Origin of the sequence: Candidatus Nucleicultrix amoebiphila FS5 (assembly GCF_002117145.1) — a bacterium.
GTDB lineage: Bacteria > Pseudomonadota > Alphaproteobacteria > Caedimonadales > Nucleicultricaceae > Nucleicultrix > Nucleicultrix amoebiphila.
The window spans coordinates 1,318,512-1,334,346 of the sequence record NZ_CP008743.1 but is presented as its reverse complement, the minus strand read 5'-3'; the positions used below and the strand labels follow the sequence as shown (position 1 = coordinate 1,334,346).

Here is a 15,835-nt window from a genome sequence, read left to right as displayed (position 1 = left end):
TGGATTAATATGAAAAAAGCTATTGTTTTCGGTGGTTCTGGTTTTGTTGGAAGTCATGTCGCCGATGCTCTCTCTCATGCAAACATAGAAACTACTATTTTTGATATCAATTCATCGCCGTATTTAGATAAAAAACAAAAATTTATTCAGGGCGATATTCTAGATGAAGAAAGTGTTTCCAAAGCCTTGCAAGGTATGGATTATGTGTATCATTTAGCAGGTCAAGCAGATATACATGCTAGTTTTGAAAGACCAAAAGATACTCTCAGTTTAAATATTAACGGGACAATTAATATTCTTGAAGCGTGTAGAAAAAATAATATCGAGCGGTTTGTTTTTGCTTCTACTGTTTATGTTTATTCTGATGCAGGTGGATTTTATCGAGCCAGTAAGCAAGCGTGTGAAATAATTATAGAAGAATATCAAAAAAACCATAACATTGATTACACTATCCTACGCTATGGCTCACTTTATGGGCCGCGTGCAAGTGACACGAATTTTATTCATCGCCTCATCAAACAAGCTCTGTTAGAGAAAAAAATAGAGGTAAGATTCGGATTAGATGAGAAAAGAGAGTTCATTCATGTACAAGATGCGGCACGAATGAGTGTCGATATTCTTTCTCGAGAATATATTAATTCGCGTGTTATGTTAACTGGTTATCAGTATATTAATTGCGATGAGCTAGTAACTACTATCAATGACATGCTCGGTGGTGATATCAAAATTCAACACCTTGATCATCAGGCAGAATACTCACAAGGTCATTATAAACGAACCCCTTATATCTTTAAACCTCAGGTTTCAAAAAAGTTAGTTAGTTCGGATTATATTGAATTTGGCCAAGGTTTATTAATTTGTATTGAAGATATATACGAAAAATTTGTGATAGATTGTCCAGAAAGTATCTCCCCTCATTTACAGAAACTTACGAAGTAACATTAAGGTAATATATGATTTGCGCACTTATGATTGGTAGAGCCAATAGTGTTGGTTTTCCAGGAAAAAACATCTACTCCGTTTTAGGAAGACCGTTATGTTCATATCCACTGATGGCAGCTCAGCAAGCCTCTTGTAAACCTCGAATATTTGTTTCCACAGATTGCCCTCAAATTAAGGAAATTGCTCTTACATTTGATGCTCAGCTCATTGAGCGCCCCCCATCGCTTACAACGAGTCAAGCTTTAGGTGAAGATGTTTTCCTGCATGGTTATAAAGAAATAAAAAAAATAGTTGAAGATGAGGGACAAACTGTTGACTATATGATTTTGCTTTTTGCGAACGCGGCAACAATCACTGCAAACTTAATTGATCAAGGTATAAGCATTCTAGAAAAGGACCCCTCTAAAGATTCAGCTGTGACGACCTCTATCTACAATATGTGGAGTCCATTGCGTGCGCGTAAGCTCGATGAAAATAATTGTCTAAAGCCTTTTGTTCCTTTTGAAACATTTGGAGATCCTAAGACTTTAAATTGTGATAGAGATTCTCAAGGCGATGTATATTACGCAGATATGTCTGCGTCTATTGTTCGCCCTAAATGTCTTGATTTAATGCAAGAAGGTCTTTTACCTCAAAAATGGATGGGGCAAAATATTGCTTCTATTCCATCTTGGGGCGGATGTGATGTTGATTATCAATGGCAAATTCCCACGGTCGAGTATTGGTTAAAAGCACATGGCTATACACACGCCGATCTTGAACAAACGGAAACGAATAACAGAATGTTCTCTAAAAGTATTTAACATGAGTCATATTTGTCCACTTTGCGCTAGCGCTTCTATTTCATTATATACTAATCAACTTCGTTTTGAGCAAAAAGCGAGTGTAATGAGATGTGCTAACTGTTCGCTGATTTATCTTGATCAGAACTCATTTCAATTTCCTGTTGATTTCTATGAGACACAATATCATCAAACTTATTTAACACATATCGATCCAGAAATTCTTGATCCGGAAAAGCATTATCAAAAAATGCAAAAGGCCTCTAGTATATGGACTAATAGAGTAAAAGAAATGTTATCCGGCACCGAAACCGTTTTAGACATAGGCTGTTCAACGGGTCATTTATTAATGGGTATCAAAGATTCTGCAGCAAAAGTTTTTGGACACGAGCTCAGTCGCAAAGAAGTTGAATTTTGCCAGCAAAAACTTAAACTAGACGTCGATGATAAACCTCTAGAGCAAAGATTTTCGCCTGAATCTTTTGATTTAATCACTTTGATTTTTGTATTAGAACATATCGGCGAACCCATTGCCTTTTTAAAAGAATTAAAAAAATATCTAAAGCCTAATGGTAAGTTAGTGATTGTAGTCCCTAACATTTTAGATCCGCTGGTCAGCATTTATGATATTGAAAACTTTAGAAAATTTTATTTTTGCATTGAACATTTATTTTACTACTCTCCTCAAACTTTGTCGGAAACATTAAGCCAGGCCGGCTATAGTTCAGATCCAGTTTGTTTACAGGAGTATCCAATTACCAATCATTTGAACTGGATTTATTGTCAAAAACCAAGAGAAACTCTATCCGCTCGCTCAAATACACCCGAGATACCTCTTATCAAAGAGACATTACAAAACGCACTTGATCAGTTCTGGCAACAGACAAATAAAGAATACCAAGAACTTATGGTTAAAAATGGGTATAGTGATCGCGTTTTTTGTGTAGCTAAGATACAAAATTAGGCCTGGATCATCTCAAGAATTGTCATGCAGTTTTTTTTAAGTCTTCTCTGACCTCTATGAAATTTTAACTCTTATCCAAGGATTTCTAACATGAATCTCGCAACCTCTTCTATTTGCAGTAAGCGATTAAAAAACGTAAAGCGGCAGTTTGATCCTTATTCAGATCGACGCAATTTTATTCGTTTAGATCGCAATGAAGATCCAGTTGGCTATGACGAAGATTTTTTTAAAAGTTGGTTGAACTCTCTTACTGTACACGATGTTGCTGCATATGCAGATTCTACTTCATTAACTCATAAATTGGCTCGATGGCTCGATGTATCACCGGATAATCTGTATATATCCGCCGGGTCTGATGCTGTTATTAAGAATATATTCGAGATCTACATAGATCTCAACGATCACATCCTTTTACAAGATCCTAGTTGGCGTATGTATGATGTATATGCAGGTATTTATGGTGCCCATATTCACTATATACATTACAATCAAGATCTGAAGTTTAATTTTGAGGAAATCATCCAAAAAGTAAAATCTCATAACATCAGATTGGTTGTTTTAGCTAATCCAAATCAACCTACAGGAACGCTCATTGAGCAAGAGAACCTTATAAAACTGCTTGATATCACCTCAGAAACAAACACTCTCGTAGTCATAGATGAAGCATATCATTTGTTCACGCCTCACACTCTTGCCGATGCTATAAAAAATTATAAAAATCTAATCATTGTGAGAACATTCTCTAAGGCCTTCGGTTTAGCGGGTCTAAGAATTGGGTACGCGATTGCGGATGCTGCACGCATTCAAGAATTAATGCTCTTAAGACCCGTTACCGATGCAAACAGTCTCGCCCTCAAATTTTCTGAATACTTGCTTGATAATATGTCATTTGTAATGCGCAAGATAAATGATTTTGTTGCAGGGAGAGATTTTTTATACCATCAGCTCTGTAAAGCAGGACTAATGTGCTATCCCTCTCATACTAACTTTTTGCTTTTACGTTGCCCTTCAATAGAAAATGCTCAAAAAATTATTCTAGAAACCAAGCAAAAAAAGTATCTTTTGAAAGGACCCTTTACTATTTTTCCTCTTGAAAACTGTATTCGAATTTCAATAGGACCATTAGCATTAATGAAAAAATTTTGGGAAGACTGTCAAGAAACGATAGTGCACTATAGTTCAAAAAATTCTGTTAATTTAACACTAGAGAAGTAATATGGACAAAAAAATTCACATCGCTGTTATTGGATGCGGTAGAGTATCGGGCCATCACGTACGTGCAATCAATAAAAATCCTCACTTAAAGTTGGCAGCCATTTCAGACTTGAGCGTCAAGAGAATGGATGAAATATGTGGTGTAGATAAAGTCCCCCATTATCAAAATTACCATACGATGCTTGAGAATCATCCTGAGATCGATGCTGTTGCCATTATCACGCCTAGTGGCATGCATTTCGAACATGCTTTTGATGTGGTTAATATCTATAAGAAACATGTCATTATTGAGAAGCCCATTGTTATGACATTAAAACAAGGAGAAATTCTTGGGGAGGCGGCAATAAAAAATTCCGTCCAAGTTTTCCCAGTTCATCAATATCGTTTCAATCGTTGCGTACAAAGAATTCGTAAAGCGATCTTGGAAAATGAATTAGGGCGCATTCAATTAGCAACCGTCCGCATGCGCTGGTGTCGACCCCAAAGTTATTATGATCGTGATCCTTGGCGTGGTACGTTTGCCTTGGATGGAGGGTGCTGTACAAATCAAGGAATCCATCATCTTGATTTGTTACGATACCTTAATGGTGACATAAAACGCATAAATTGCATGATGCGCACATTTGGTTCAAACATTGAAGTTGAAGATACCGTCATTGCGATTGCTGAGTTCGAAAATGGAGCATTGGGAAATATTGAGATAACTACCGCCGCTAGACCGCATGACTTTGAATCTTCTCTTTCTATTGTAGGAAGCAAAGGATTAGCTATGTTGGGCGGATCTTTTACCGATAAACTCATTGAGTTTTCCCCGCGACCTTCTGATGCCATTGACTTCAGTGATAACTTTGAAGATGCTTACGGGCTAGGACATGAAAATATTTATATGGGTGTCCTTAACGCCATTCTATATGATGAAAAACCCGCCGTAGAATTTTTGGATGCTATGAATACAATGAAGTTATTGCATGCTATGTACGTGAGTGCAGAAAAGAATACTTGGGTTAATCTTGATGAGGGGCTCAGTTCGCTCCAACTTGGTCGTCAAGACAATACATTAGCACAACCCTATCGTGTTACCAAAATCAAAGCATAGGAAGATCAGTGATGAGTAGTAATGCAAATATTAAATATGAAACAGATTCAATAGAATCATTTTATAAAGAACATAGGGTGACTTGGGATGATTTTTATCCCTCCGAAAAGAAGATGTTCGAAACATTAGAGCTCAACCGTCAAAGCTGCGTACTTGATGTAGGTTGCGGTTGCGGTGGTCTTGGCAATGCATTGGATTCACGCTTTAACGTAAAAAATTATGTGGGTATCGATATAAACAAGAAAGCTATCGATACTGCGCGGAAATTATTCGCTCAATACACCTTTCTAGAAGGCGATGTACTTGATCTTAAATCCCCTGAAATTCCTAACAACTACTTTGATCTTGTTGTTTCTCTTGGTTGTATTGATTGGAACGTTGAATTTGATAAAATGTTAGAAGCAGCCATGAATTATGTCAAACCTGGTGGTGTATTTCTCTCTAGTTTTCGTTTCAGCAACGAACTAGAAAAACACTCTCAATCTAAATCCTATCAATACATTAATTTTCAAAATCAACACGAAGGTGAACAAGCACCTTATATTGTTTTAAATCCGAATGATTTGTTTGATAAATTACTTCAATTCAAACCCAGTGCGATTAAAGGATATGGATATTGGGGATCTCCCAGTAAAACTGCTATTACACCTTATGAAAAAATTTGTTTCACTGTTCTTGCAATCACAAAGGGACCAGATGACCAATGTCAATTTAATCTCGAGTTACCGAATGATTTAGTTTGTCATTATGGCTGACACAGATATTATCACTACTCAATTAAAGTTGCTTGATAAAGTTAAAAAATATCTTGGCGCTAGAAGCTTGAAAGATGGTCAAAAGGTTGCGAGTGACCCCTCTTGCTATCTGAATGCTTGGGCAGCAGGAAGTCTAGGATATTTACGTTTACAATGCCTTCATAAAGGATTCAGTGAATTCCCCAATTACTCCTATCGTTTTTTAAGAAGTGTTTTGCAATCAGGTGCTTCTTCTAGTTATAAAATAGTTAACTTAGAACAGAGGGGTATTGCCTATAAACATATTGTCATCTCCTGGTGTAGACAAGATGACTTCTTAGAGGATGGTTCATTTCAATGCTCATATTTTAGTGCAAATTCAAAAAACACCCCAAATACTTTATGGTTTTTATTATCTCTTGATAATGTCCATCCACGAAAACTTAATAAAAATATTAGGATATTTGTAAGTCACCATGAAAATCATTATAGTGTTTTGCGTATCTTCAAAAACATATGGAAATGGTTTGTTTACAAAATAATTCCTGTCCCAGAAACTTTATTTGCTCATGCTTTAACGTCTGTATTCACATCAGAAATATTGAAGCCTGAAATTAAATCAGTGTTAATGGCTTACGAAGCTCAACCTTGGCAACACAAACTTAACCAAGGCATAAAATTATTTAACTCTACTATTAAAACTATCGGTTATTTGCATTCTAGTTTGCCTCCTTTACCAACCGATTTTGTAAAGCGAGACGGAGAACCAGACTTTTTATTTGTTCATGGCAAAGGCCAGAAAAAAATTTTTCAAAAATATTTAGGATGGGAAAAGAAAAGTATTCAAGTGATCAATTCTTTGAGGTTTCAAAAAGTTACCAAAAAAAAATTTTCAGGGAAAATTTTTATCCCCTATGATTTCAGTAAGGGTGATTTTTATATTGAATTACTAGAGTACTTTTTTAAGAAAATGGATTCAGACATGCCGCCTTTAAAAATTCGGAATCATCCTGCCCAAAGTCAGTCCAAGAAACACGCTGCCCTGATCAAGAATATTGAAAATCTACTGGCTCGATATCAAGACCGCTTTGATAGAAACTCAAAACGACAGATTGCTCTCATTTTTGGATCAACAACGACAGTGCTTGAATGTCTGGCAAGAGATATAGAGGTTATTCATATGACAACTGAGCCAGTTTACGAATCATATAGCGCTTCCCTATGGCCAGAATTGAAAATCAATAAAATTGAAAACCATATATTTTCATATAAACAAAAAAACAAAGATGAATATATTGCCTTAGGAGAGCGAAATACAAGTCTTCGCGATATTTTATTCCATGCTTAAAGCAGTTTTTTTTGATTTCGATGGTGTGATTTTAGATTCTGCCTCTATTAAGACGGAGGCTTTTTACGAACTCTATCTTTCCTATGGGATTGAAATCGCTAATAAGGCTAGAGATTATCATCTTCAAAATCAAGGTGTAAGCCGATATAAGAAATTTGAATATATACATACTTTGATTCTCAAACGAGAATATTCTGAAAGTGAAGGACAGATATTGTCCCGTATTTTTTCAGATATCATCATGGATAAAATGTTGAATTGTAAGTTTATCGATGGAGTTGTCGAGTTTTTAAGTAGCTTAAAGAAGAATAATGTTATGAGTTTTGTGTTATCGGCCACCCCCCATGAAGAGCTTCTAAACATTTGTAAAAGGAGAAATCTTCTGGGTTATTTCTCGGGAATTTTTGGAGCACCAGATACAAAAACCGTCATTGGTGAAAAAATCGTCAAGAATTACAGCCTCCGAAGAGATCAAATATTGTTTATTGGCGATAGTTTAAGTGATTTAGAGGCTGCTAATGCTCTAAAAATTCCATTCTTGGCTAGAACTGATAATCTTTGTACGGGCCCTTTTCCTCTTGCAATAAGAGCGATTAAAAATTTCCATGATTTTAAACTCATCTAAAGGCACTAAACACGAAGTTCATTATAGTTTTATAGAGGCTGAGCGCCTTGTGCTCAATGAGCTGAAAGAGAGCCTCATAGCAGATGTTTCAAATTTTGGACGCGCAACTTTAATTTTAACAGGTGGACAAAGCATTCGGTACTTTCTGTCCAGCATTGCTGCTCTCGATATTCCGTGGGAAAAGATTATAATATCTCTTACAGACGATAGATTAGTGCCAAGAGAGAGCAAAGATAGTAATGAAGGATTGCTTCTTAGAGATTTTTTTACTTTTGAGGGTCCTTCAAAATCTTTGTTTATTTCTTTAAAAGATGTAGTTCTTAAGGGTAAAAAGGAGTATCAGAATTTTTTTCAACGAATCTTGCCTCTATCATGTGTGATAATGAGTATGGGAGACGATGGGCATGTCGCATCTCTTTTTCCAGAGGATGAAGACGCATTAAGCTCTTCAGATCCGATTATTATCACTCAGAGGGCAGATTTTAAACGTGTCAGTTTATCACTGCCTCTGTTATTGAAAGCAAAAAGGCGTTTTATTCTGGCGTTAGGGAAGAAAAAGTGTGATTTTTTAGAGTCTGGTAATTTTCAGCAATTTCCATTAAGTACTCTTTTTAAAGAATCTTACATCGTAAAAGTGACAGATATTTGTTTAAAATAAATTCTTAAAATTAAGGAAGTATTGCTATGATTAAACAGGCCGTAAAAAAGATGATTGCAAATTCTGCGCAAAAGCTAGTCCGCTTTTCTATACATCGTGGCTGTATAACTCAAGATGAAATAATTAACAAATTGAGTGCTTACGAAATCATTAATACACCTTCAGGAAAACTTACTTTCTTTTGCCCAGGCGAAATTCCTATTTGGCGTGCACGAACATTTTTTACGAAGGAACCCGAGACGCTAGCATGGATTGACTCTTTTCAGCCAGATGATACTTTGTTAGATATCGGCGCTAATATTGGTCTTTACAGTCTATACGCTGGTCTAAAAGGCCACACAGTTTGTGCTATTGAGCCCATGAGCGATAATTTCTTTATTCTGCAAAGAAATATTAATATTAATCAATTAAAGACTGTTCAGGCATTTTGTCTTTGTTTGTATAATCAAAATAAACTAGATACTTTAAAAATTAGAAATGATGGTTTTGGTCAATCGCAAAATTCATTTGATGAAAACACAGGTGCATTTGATGAAACTTATGAGTTTTCCTACCAACAAGGTGTCGTCGGTATTACACTTGATTATTTAGCACAACAAACTTTTATACCCAACCACATTAAACTTGATGTTGACGGTCATGAATTAAAAGTTCTTGAAGGTGGTCACAAAACATTACAAAATAAAAATGTTAAAAGTATTTTGATCGAAATGAATGAGAAAGGTAAGAAACACCAGGAAACCTGTGATTTCATTTGTAAACATGGTTTTTCTATTGCTTCTAAATCTCATTCAGAGATGATGAATAATGAAAAATATAGTAAGTTCAAAAACTATATTTTTACGCGGATTGAGTAATGAAGTTATTAGTAACAGGCGTCGCTGGCTTTATAGGCTCAAAAATAGCTGAAGAGGCTTTACGCGAAGGTCACCAAGTCATTGGTGTAGACGATCTTTCTCAAGGACAGTTAGAAAATATACCCGCAAAAGCACAATTTATTCAGCTTGATTTAAGTCAATCAAATAACATAGATCAAATCCCAAAAGATATTGATATTATTTTACACTTAGCTGGTCAATCTTCTGGTGAAATTAGTTTTGACGATCCTATTTTAGATCTTTCAAAGAATACAGTATCCACATTAAATTTAATTCGATTCGGTATAGAAAACCGAGTCCGAAAGATACTCTATGCTAGCTCTATGTCAGTATACGGTCATGTAGACGACAAACCCATTTCTGAACATGAAGATTGTCACCCCTTATCTTGCTATGGCGCGGGGAAACTAGCTTCCGAGAATTACTTAAAAATTTATCAACATGAGCTTCCTTTTGTTGCTTTCAGAATGTTTAACGTGTACGGTCCAGGACAAGACTTATCTAATCTACGCCAAGGAATGGTAAGTATTTATCTAAGTTATGCTCTAAAAAATCATACTATACCTATAAAAGGTAGCTTGACTCGCTTCAGAGATTTTATTTACATAGATGATGTTGTAAAAGTATGGATGCAAGCTATTCATAGTTCTGCAGTGACTAATCGAATATTAAATCTTGGCACAGGGGAAAAAACAACCGTCCAGAATTTAATGGATCAACTGAAAGAAATTATCCCAAATTTATCCTGGACTGAAAATGAAAATACACCAGGAGATCAGTTTGGGGTATATGCAGATATTTCCAGCTTAAAAAATTTATTAGGTTTTTCTAATTTTACCCCTCTTTCAACAGGACTTAGAAGTTTTGCTGAATGGGCTCAAAAGAGAATTCAAAAAAAGGTGTTACAAAAAGGTTAGATGCATGTTTAGAAAAAGAGTTTTAATTACAGGAGGTGCCGGTTTTATAGGATCGCATTTATGCCGAGAGTTATTAAAAAATAATTGTGATGTGCTTTGCTTGGATAACTTTTTTACTGGTAAAAAAGAAAACGTAGCTGATCTTATTGCACATCCCTATTTTGAGCTTGTTAGACACGATGTTATTGAACCGTATTATGCAGAAGTTGATGAAATATATAATTTAGCCTGCCCTGCAAGTCCTATACATTATCAATCTGACCCTGTTAAGACTGTTAAAACCAATGTATTGGGGTCAGTTAACATGCTAAATCTCGCACTCAGAAATAAAGCAAAGATTTTGCAAGCATCTACAAGTGAGATTTATGGTGACCCTGAAATCGATTTACAACATGAAGAGTATTGGGGAAGAGTAAACCCAATTGGTATTCGTAGTTGTTACGATGAAGGAAAAAGATGTGCAGAGACTCTTTTCTTTGATTATCATCGTGAACATAATGTCAATATAAAAGTAGTGCGAATTTTTAATACATACGGACCTTATATGCGTCCTGATGATGGACGTGTTGTAAGTAATTTTATAGTGCAGGCTTTAAAAGGTAATGATCTCACCGTTTACGGCGATGGAAGCCAAACCAGGAGCTTTTGCTATATATCTGATTTAGTAACGGGCATTATTAAAATGATGTCTCATAATGATAAGTTTACTGGTCCTATCAATCTTGGCAATCCAGAGCCGATAAACATGTTAGGGCTTGCAGATAAAATTATTGAATTAACTGGGCGTAAATTAAAAATTGTTTTTGCTCCCTTGCCAAGCGATGACCCAAAACAAAGACAGCCTGACATTTCAAAAGCTCGCAAAGAATTGAATTGGTCAGCTACAGTTAAACTTGAAGAAGGATTAAAAGAAACAATCAACTACTTCAAAAAAATTTTATAAATCCCATATAAATAATAAATCCTTTTTATTCTATTTTTTCATGATGGGAATATATTCATATCGTTGAGTGAAGGGAGGGAATCATTACAAGTCTCTAGCCTCTAACCAATCCTAACATCCGCGCAAAAGCGATGATACTCTCCTTAGTCAGCGTTTTTAAGCGCATTAAGATAGACCGTTTGTAGATGCCGCCGTCTTGCTAGGACTTTGCCTTCCCCAACTAAACCGAGAAGAACTCTCTTCATTAGAAGTCCATCGATCATTAAACGTGCGTATCAAACCATTACCCTTTGGAAAAGCATGTATCGCCCTGAGGAGGAGGATAGAAGCGAACAGCAACTTCATCCATAGGGAATGTTTTGTTTTTCAACCAATACAATATATCCTGACATAGGTCATAGAATGATCCTTGAATCTGCACAGACTATACACCAAAATTTGTCAGGTTCAAAGTCTTCAGACCATGACCACGTCTGATCAAACATTTTCCGATGAAGACGCTTCATAAAATCGCTGGAAACCATCTTTCGTTATCGTCTCGCAAACAACCATTGTTCAGCCTCAATAATGTTGGCCTGCTCCCACTCATTTAGTTGATCTTGTGTTGTAATATGCCTTGGAATAAGAGAGACCTCATCGTCCTGATTAAAAGGTGTCATCCTTTCCGGGTAGATAAGCTTCATTTATCGTCGTCCATTCCAAATATTGGAAAGTTGCTTACGCCCTCTCATCTCTTCCCTAAGCCTTTTAATTTGAGCTTCCCGCTCTTGAGAGTATGTGGCTTGTTTTTCTAAGCTCATGGATGGTGAATATGACTGACGATTTCTTCTGCCTTTTTTTGAATTTAAGCATCCACAATTTCCTTCAAAGGTCTTTCTGGAACCAATACATGGATCACCCGACATTGCAAAGCCGCTGCTGCCTGCTCTAAAGTTTTCAGGGATATGGAATACGCCTCCCTCATATTTCTCAAGTTTTTCAAAAGCTTGAGGAGTAATTCCCACTCTCTCACCAACCTGTGCTAAAGTCATTCCTAACGCTTCACGGATGGTCTTAACGCGCCCTCCTTCGTCACCGCAAGGTCTCCCTCTTAGACTCGTCTCAGTCCAACCCTCACCTTACATCTCTATCTCTATGCATTGCGTTGCTCATCATAGAGTCAATTTACGTAATTTAATCTCTCAATAATTATTGCCACTCGTTAAAAATGCTGTGACTAAGTCTGGATAAAATCCATCAGGATTATTAGGAAAATTTACTTGGTTTGTCATATCCACGATACGTTGATAAAGATCTTGTTCATAATCACATCTGATAATTAACACCAGCTTTGATCCAGCTCTACCAGCTTGCATCGGGTTTGTTGGGTGTTGATCATTTCTCATTGATTGCGCTGTATTATAATCAGATTGTGTAAAATAACGACCCAATTCATTTCCTGAATCTATAATGACTTTAATAGTTCTGTTATCGCCGCCCCCACTAAAAATAATGTTTTGTTCTTCATTGACTAAGTTTGTGACCATAGCAATAAAGTCGTTAACGGTTCGAATGTCTGGATTAAACAAAGTATAAAAATTTCGATTATCAAAGCTACTCGTCGTTATTTTTGAAAACACATATTCATGACTGTTTGGATTTATATTCCCCACATGCAGACGTAAGACGTGATTCTCAATTCGATCATGACTACGATTGAGCGCTGCAATAGCCAATTGACGTAAAAAGGTTTTTCTTTGTGTAAGCCCTTGCAGACTTCTCTGCTGTCGTTGCTGACTTTCCCTGTTTAACTGCTCAGATGACTTATTTTTATTTTGGTACTGCCTATCCACAAATGAAGCACGCGCCTCTCCCGCATAAGATACGCTTAAAAGAACTGTTACGAGAACACTCACAGAACTACTGAGTAATTTTCTTTTCATAGAATCCTCCTCTGTCTTTGAATGATGAAGATGCGATTCTTTAGCCTGACTCAGAATCTTTAAGGAATCGTAAAAACGCGAAAAAGAAGATTTTCCTATCTTATCCTGGTTTTCTTCTCCGTCACTGCGAAGCCTCTCTTGGGTCGTGGCGATCCAACTTACTTAATGTACTGGATCACGTCGCTTCGCTCGTGATGACGCACTTCTATAGGCCGTCATCGCGAACCCTCAAAGAGGATGTGGCGATCCAGCGTACTTGTTTCATGAGCAAAGTCCCCTACCGCAACAATCCATACAGCCCGATTACGTTGTTGAGAAGATCCAGCTCAGCCAAGTCCAAACGATCCTGGTGACGGTTCAGGAGATCAATGAGAGCGTTGAAACGTTCTTTGCCGCAAATGTGCCTGGTGTTCATTTTCCCAGAACAATGAAGAACGCACCACGTATAAAGCCCCTCGTTACCGCAGACTTTCATGCCATTACAATGACCCACACAATTATGAGGACGATAGTATTGATAGGCTCGATATTTTCCCATCATTTCATCAAAATGTGTGGGAGGAAAAGGGCCAGGCACACCGTTCAGAATATGTCCATGTTTATGGTGCGGGTGCCAATGTTCAAAGGGACCACGAGCCAGAAGAACATTCGTGTTCAACACGATGACTGCACACACCAAGAAAATAATTTTATGGAAAGAGGTCATTTTTAACTCCCTGTTTTTTGAGTTAAGTATAGGCACATTCAAATTCTCGATGCAACACTCCTACTGTGATGCGTGCGCCGCTTCCATCGCTTCCCAGGAATCATGGATCAAAGGAATGACGACCCTACCTTGTCTATCAATCATTCCCCATTTTCCTCCCACCACGGATTTGTACATATCTTCTCGCATAGAACTGCAAAAGCTGGAACTCAAAGCGGGATAGGTTGGCATTTTGGGATAGTGGGCATAACATCCCTGACAAACATTGGCATGCCCTTCTCGAAAGGGAGAGGCAAAATCATAGAGGGGAGGAATAACCACTTGGCCTTTTGTATCGTGAAATCCTACCTTACCGTCTTTTATAAAACGACTGAGGCCTTCTTCATAATAATCGGGTCCATTATCAAAAAAGACTGTCTCAAACTTTAATAGTCCCTCCCGCGTCATGCGCCAGATTTTTCCTTTTTTCACCACAGGAACCAGGACAAAAAATTCTTTATTTTTTGAACTAAAGAGCGCTGCCTCTGACGGCACCATTACGTGCTCAAATTGAGGAAGGATAACCATTCTTCCCTGCTTGTCCTTAAAACCATAAAGGTCGGTTTTGGGGTCATGGACCACAAAAAGTTCCCCCCTATCCGCCTGTCCATCCGTGGACATAGTCAGAAACATAAGAGCACATAAAATTGAGGTGATAATTTGCATGGCTTTCCTTGTTCTATAATCGCGCCCAATCCCTTTAATCATAGAAGGAAGAGTCTTTTATAACAATCCTTTCCTTCTTACTGTTTCTTATGCACGCGCAGCTTTTCGACCTCTGCCTCTTGAAGACCTGTGTCTTCAGCGATTTCGAGATTGGTCAATCCTCGGGTGATGAGTTTAAGAGCCGTATCAATAGTCATCTGACGAAGCTTCTCTTCAGCAGCTTTAGCTTCTTCCTTAGCTAATTTAGCTTTTTCTTCAGCGTGTCTTAGATTCTCTTCAGCTTGATTCGCTCTCTCTTCGGCTTTTTTATATATCTTTTCTCTGGCTTCCTCTACCCAAGCTAAATCTTTAATTTTAGTTGCCACCCTCAATTCCATATCATTCCAATTTTTCTCATCTAAGGTTTCGTATATTTCTCGAATGTAGGTTTTTCCTGGATATTGACTGATATTTTTAGAGTTTTTCATCACATACAAAAGCTCATCGAGCGCTGACCCTATTCTTCCATTTTTCTTTTTAAATTTTGGCAGCTCTATGACGACATAATGCATCTTATCAAAATAGCAACGATGGGATTTCTGATGGGTTGTTAGATGATGTGAGATATAATCACTTTCTTCAGGAAAAAAAACCTGATTCACAAAGGAAATACAATACAAAGGCTGTGTTGTTTCATAATCCACCCCTTTTCTTTTAAATTGCATGGAAAATGCTTTAGCCGCATAATTTTGAACGCGATTTAAAAAATGGGCATCCCATCCTCTTTGCATCTCCACAAGAAAACCTCGATTATTTTGGTCTCGACAATAAATATCAACGATGCCTACCTTGCCGTCTTGTTCATCAGCCTCGAACTCTTTATTATAATACTCTATCGCCTTAATTGCTTGCTCACCCTCAAGCCCAAGAATTTCATTCAAAAGCTTTATAATCACGGAACTATTTTTAGGCGTTGAGAAAACCTTTTTAAAAGCAATATCGATGAGAGGGCTCACAAAAGTTGCGGGTGGGAAAAAATACTTATCAGCATCTTCTTCTAACGTAATGAATTCTTGCTTAACGTTTCTGCTGACATGGAAAGGACGTTGATTGAACTCCTGTGACCATTTTTTCAGGCCACCCCCTCTTTGCACGTTAACGGTGGAGTTTTTGAAAAGGGGGACGGAGGAAGAATGAACAGCCGGCCGCTTCTTAACAACTTTTGCCCCGCCCTTTGCCACTCCGTTGAACAGCACTTCTGCCAAGGCTGACGCTTCAGCTGCAGCTCCGTGTAAACTATAGATGCCCATACATAAAAATAAACAGACTTTGATGCTCTGCTTCATGGCTAACCTCTCTGTGGATATGGAAATGTCTTTTTATTATTACGATAGTCATATCCACAAAGAGGAAGATTGTCA

At 37.3% G+C, this 15,835-nt stretch carries 18 protein-coding genes; 12 read left to right on the top strand and 6 right to left on the bottom strand.

Features of this window, described 5'->3' with window-relative positions; translation table 11 throughout:
- Nucleotides 1–9: 9 nt before the first annotated feature.
- From GQ61_RS06595 to GQ61_RS06540, 12 genes are all read left to right on the top strand, one after another.
- Nucleotides 10–939: an NAD-dependent epimerase/dehydratase family protein gene (locus GQ61_RS06595; protein ID WP_085784565.1), complete on the top strand. Its 930-nt coding sequence runs from the start codon at nt 10–12 to the stop codon at nt 937–939.
- Nucleotides 940–953: 14 nt separating this feature from the next.
- The gene (locus tag GQ61_RS06590; RefSeq protein ID WP_085784564.1) at nt 954–1,745 is read left to right on the top strand and encodes an acylneuraminate cytidylyltransferase family protein; all 792 of its coding nucleotides are present in this window, start codon (nt 954–956) and stop codon (nt 1,743–1,745) included.
- Nucleotide 1,746: 1 nt separating this feature from the next.
- Complete coding sequence (locus GQ61_RS06585; RefSeq protein ID WP_198157298.1) at nt 1,747–2,688, top strand: class I SAM-dependent methyltransferase; 942 nt, start codon at nt 1,747–1,749, stop codon at nt 2,686–2,688.
- A gap of 90 nt (nt 2,689–2,778) precedes the next feature.
- A complete protein-coding gene (locus GQ61_RS06580; protein ID WP_085784562.1) occupies nt 2,779–3,903 on the top strand; it encodes a pyridoxal phosphate-dependent aminotransferase in 1,125 nt (374 codons plus the stop codon).
- A gap of 1 nt (nt 3,904) precedes the next feature.
- On the top strand, nt 3,905–4,999 hold the full coding sequence (locus tag GQ61_RS06575; RefSeq protein ID WP_085784561.1) for a Gfo/Idh/MocA family protein: 1,095 nt from the start codon (nt 3,905–3,907) through the stop codon (nt 4,997–4,999).
- An 11-nt stretch (nt 5,000–5,010) separates the two neighbouring features.
- Nucleotides 5,011–5,754 (top strand): class I SAM-dependent methyltransferase, encoded by a 744-nt coding sequence (locus tag GQ61_RS06570; protein WP_085784560.1) that lies wholly within the window; start codon nt 5,011–5,013, stop codon nt 5,752–5,754.
- 214 nt (nt 5,755–5,968) lie between these two features.
- Nucleotides 5,969–7,081, top strand: a complete 1,113-nt coding sequence (locus tag GQ61_RS06565) for a hypothetical protein (protein ID WP_157111165.1) — start codon at nt 5,969–5,971, stop codon at nt 7,079–7,081.
- Entirely contained in the window at nt 7,074–7,706 is a 633-nt protein-coding gene (locus tag GQ61_RS06560; RefSeq protein WP_085784558.1) for an HAD family hydrolase, read from the top strand. Before GQ61_RS06565 ends, GQ61_RS06560 begins: the two co-directional genes overlap by 8 nt.
- Nucleotides 7,687–8,364 (top strand): 6-phosphogluconolactonase, encoded by a 678-nt coding sequence (locus tag GQ61_RS06555; protein ID WP_085784557.1) that lies wholly within the window; start codon nt 7,687–7,689, stop codon nt 8,362–8,364. Before GQ61_RS06560 ends, GQ61_RS06555 begins: the two co-directional genes overlap by 20 nt.
- A 26-nt stretch (nt 8,365–8,390) precedes the next feature.
- Nucleotides 8,391–9,221 carry an FkbM family methyltransferase gene (locus GQ61_RS06550; protein ID WP_085784556.1) on the top strand — a complete coding sequence of 277 codons (831 nt, stop codon included), beginning with the start codon at nt 8,391–8,393 and terminating at the stop codon, nt 9,219–9,221.
- Nucleotides 9,221–10,159, top strand: coding sequence for an NAD-dependent epimerase/dehydratase family protein (locus GQ61_RS06545; RefSeq protein WP_085784555.1), 939 nt, complete (start codon nt 9,221–9,223; stop codon nt 10,157–10,159). Before GQ61_RS06550 ends, GQ61_RS06545 begins: the two co-directional genes overlap by 1 nt.
- A gap of 4 nt (nt 10,160–10,163) precedes the next feature.
- Nucleotides 10,164–11,102 (top strand): UDP-glucuronic acid decarboxylase family protein, encoded by a 939-nt coding sequence (locus GQ61_RS06540; protein ID WP_085784554.1) that lies wholly within the window; start codon nt 10,164–10,166, stop codon nt 11,100–11,102.
- 530 nt (nt 11,103–11,632) lie between these two features.
- Here the strand turns inward: GQ61_RS06540 and GQ61_RS09190 are convergent.
- The 6 genes from GQ61_RS09190 to GQ61_RS06515 form a co-directional block, all read right to left on the bottom strand.
- Nucleotides 11,633–11,785 (bottom strand): hypothetical protein, encoded by a 153-nt coding sequence (locus GQ61_RS09190; protein ID WP_157111164.1) that lies wholly within the window; start codon nt 11,783–11,785, stop codon nt 11,633–11,635.
- Complete coding sequence (locus tag GQ61_RS06535; RefSeq protein WP_085784553.1) at nt 11,786–12,133, bottom strand: hypothetical protein; 348 nt, start codon at nt 12,131–12,133, stop codon at nt 11,786–11,788.
- Nucleotides 12,134–12,283: 150 nt separating this feature from the next.
- The gene (locus GQ61_RS06530) at nt 12,284–13,024 is read right to left on the bottom strand and encodes a hypothetical protein (protein ID WP_085784552.1); all 741 of its coding nucleotides are present in this window, start codon (nt 13,022–13,024) and stop codon (nt 12,284–12,286) included.
- Nucleotides 13,025–13,301: 277 nt separating this feature from the next.
- Nucleotides 13,302–13,730 (bottom strand): hypothetical protein, encoded by a 429-nt coding sequence (locus GQ61_RS06525; RefSeq protein WP_085784551.1) that lies wholly within the window; start codon nt 13,728–13,730, stop codon nt 13,302–13,304.
- Between the two features lie 60 nt (nt 13,731–13,790).
- Nucleotides 13,791–14,435, bottom strand: coding sequence for a WG repeat-containing protein (locus tag GQ61_RS06520; protein WP_198157297.1), 645 nt, complete (start codon nt 14,433–14,435; stop codon nt 13,791–13,793).
- Between the two features lie 77 nt (nt 14,436–14,512).
- Nucleotides 14,513–15,760 carry an Rpn family recombination-promoting nuclease/putative transposase gene (locus tag GQ61_RS06515; RefSeq protein ID WP_085784549.1) on the bottom strand — a complete coding sequence of 416 codons (1,248 nt, stop codon included), beginning with the start codon at nt 15,758–15,760 and terminating at the stop codon, nt 14,513–14,515.
- Nucleotides 15,761–15,835: the final 75 nt, after the last annotated feature.

What these genes read in the sequence shown, in the direction of transcription:
- GQ61_RS06595 (WP_085784565.1), top strand. Translation starts at nt 10, where the DNA reads ATGAAAAAAGCTATTGTTTTCGGTGGTTCTGGTTTTGTTGGAAGTCAT.
- GQ61_RS06590 (WP_085784564.1), top strand. Translation starts at nt 954, where the DNA reads ATGATTTGCGCACTTATGATTGGTAGAGCCAATAGTGTTGGTTTTCCA.
- GQ61_RS06585 (WP_198157298.1), top strand. Translation starts at nt 1,747, where the DNA reads ATGAGTCATATTTGTCCACTTTGCGCTAGCGCTTCTATTTCATTATAT.
- GQ61_RS06580 (WP_085784562.1), top strand. Translation starts at nt 2,779, where the DNA reads ATGAATCTCGCAACCTCTTCTATTTGCAGTAAGCGATTAAAAAACGTA.
- GQ61_RS06575 (WP_085784561.1), top strand. Translation starts at nt 3,905, where the DNA reads ATGGACAAAAAAATTCACATCGCTGTTATTGGATGCGGTAGAGTATCG.
- GQ61_RS06570 (WP_085784560.1), top strand. Translation starts at nt 5,011, where the DNA reads ATGAGTAGTAATGCAAATATTAAATATGAAACAGATTCAATAGAATCA.
- GQ61_RS06560 (WP_085784558.1), top strand. Translation starts at nt 7,074, where the DNA reads ATGCTTAAAGCAGTTTTTTTTGATTTCGATGGTGTGATTTTAGATTCT.
- GQ61_RS06555 (WP_085784557.1), top strand. Translation starts at nt 7,687, where the DNA reads ATGATTTTAAACTCATCTAAAGGCACTAAACACGAAGTTCATTATAGT.
- GQ61_RS06550 (WP_085784556.1), top strand. Translation starts at nt 8,391, where the DNA reads ATGATTAAACAGGCCGTAAAAAAGATGATTGCAAATTCTGCGCAAAAG.
- GQ61_RS06545 (WP_085784555.1), top strand. Translation starts at nt 9,221, where the DNA reads ATGAAGTTATTAGTAACAGGCGTCGCTGGCTTTATAGGCTCAAAAATA.
- GQ61_RS06540 (WP_085784554.1), top strand. Translation starts at nt 10,164, where the DNA reads ATGTTTAGAAAAAGAGTTTTAATTACAGGAGGTGCCGGTTTTATAGGA.
- GQ61_RS09190 (WP_157111164.1), bottom strand. Translation starts at nt 11,785, where the DNA reads ATGAAGCTTATCTACCCGGAAAGGATGACACCTTTTAATCAGGACGAT.
- GQ61_RS06535 (WP_085784553.1), bottom strand. Translation starts at nt 12,133, where the DNA reads ATGACTTTAGCACAGGTTGGTGAGAGAGTGGGAATTACTCCTCAAGCT.
- GQ61_RS06530 (WP_085784552.1), bottom strand. Translation starts at nt 13,024, where the DNA reads ATGAAAAGAAAATTACTCAGTAGTTCTGTGAGTGTTCTCGTAACAGTT.
- GQ61_RS06525 (WP_085784551.1), bottom strand. Translation starts at nt 13,730, where the DNA reads ATGACCTCTTTCCATAAAATTATTTTCTTGGTGTGTGCAGTCATCGTG.
- GQ61_RS06520 (WP_198157297.1), bottom strand. Translation starts at nt 14,435, where the DNA reads ATGCAAATTATCACCTCAATTTTATGTGCTCTTATGTTTCTGACTATG.
- GQ61_RS06515 (WP_085784549.1), bottom strand. Translation starts at nt 15,760, where the DNA reads ATGAAGCAGAGCATCAAAGTCTGTTTATTTTTATGTATGGGCATCTAT.